The sequence below is a fragment of the Gelidibacter pelagius genome, from assembly GCF_017581925.1.
Taxonomy (GTDB): domain Bacteria; phylum Bacteroidota; class Bacteroidia; order Flavobacteriales; family Flavobacteriaceae; genus Gelidibacter; species Gelidibacter pelagius.
In genome coordinates, this window is record NZ_JAGEVG010000076.1 from 1 (window position 1) to 451 (window position 451).

Here is a 451-nt window from a genome sequence, read left to right on the forward strand (position 1 = left end):
AAAAATTAAATTTTACGCCGAAAAAAGATGCTGTAGGTATCCCACGTCTTTCGTAACGATAAATTTTAGAATGTTCGACTCCTACTTGGTCGTTGGGGTAAATAATAATGTTTTTGATAAACGTTGGATTCCTCTGGAATCCATGCCATATCGATCGCATTTTGTCTCAAGGCTTGTAAAAATTATATTTGATGCCGTAAAAAGATGCTGTAGGTATCCCATGTCTTTCGTAGCGATAAATTTTAGAATGTTCGACCCCTACTTGGTCGTTGCGGTAAATAATAATGTTTTTGATAAACGTCGGATTCCTCTGGAATCCATGCCATATCGATTGCATTTTGTCTCAACGACTTGTGAAAATTAAATTTTACGCCGAAAAAAGATGCTGTAGGTATCCCACGTCTTTCGTAGCGATAAATTTTAGAATGTTCGACCCCTACTTGGTCGTTGC

General features: G+C 37.5%; 1 protein-coding gene. It reads right to left on the reverse strand.

Features of this window, described 5'->3' with window-relative positions:
* Positions 1 to 242 precede the first annotated feature (242 nt).
* Positions 243 to 451, reverse strand: a 209-nt coding sequence (locus tag J4051_RS18875) for a hypothetical protein (RefSeq protein WP_208235437.1), incomplete at its 5' end; no start/stop codon positions are given.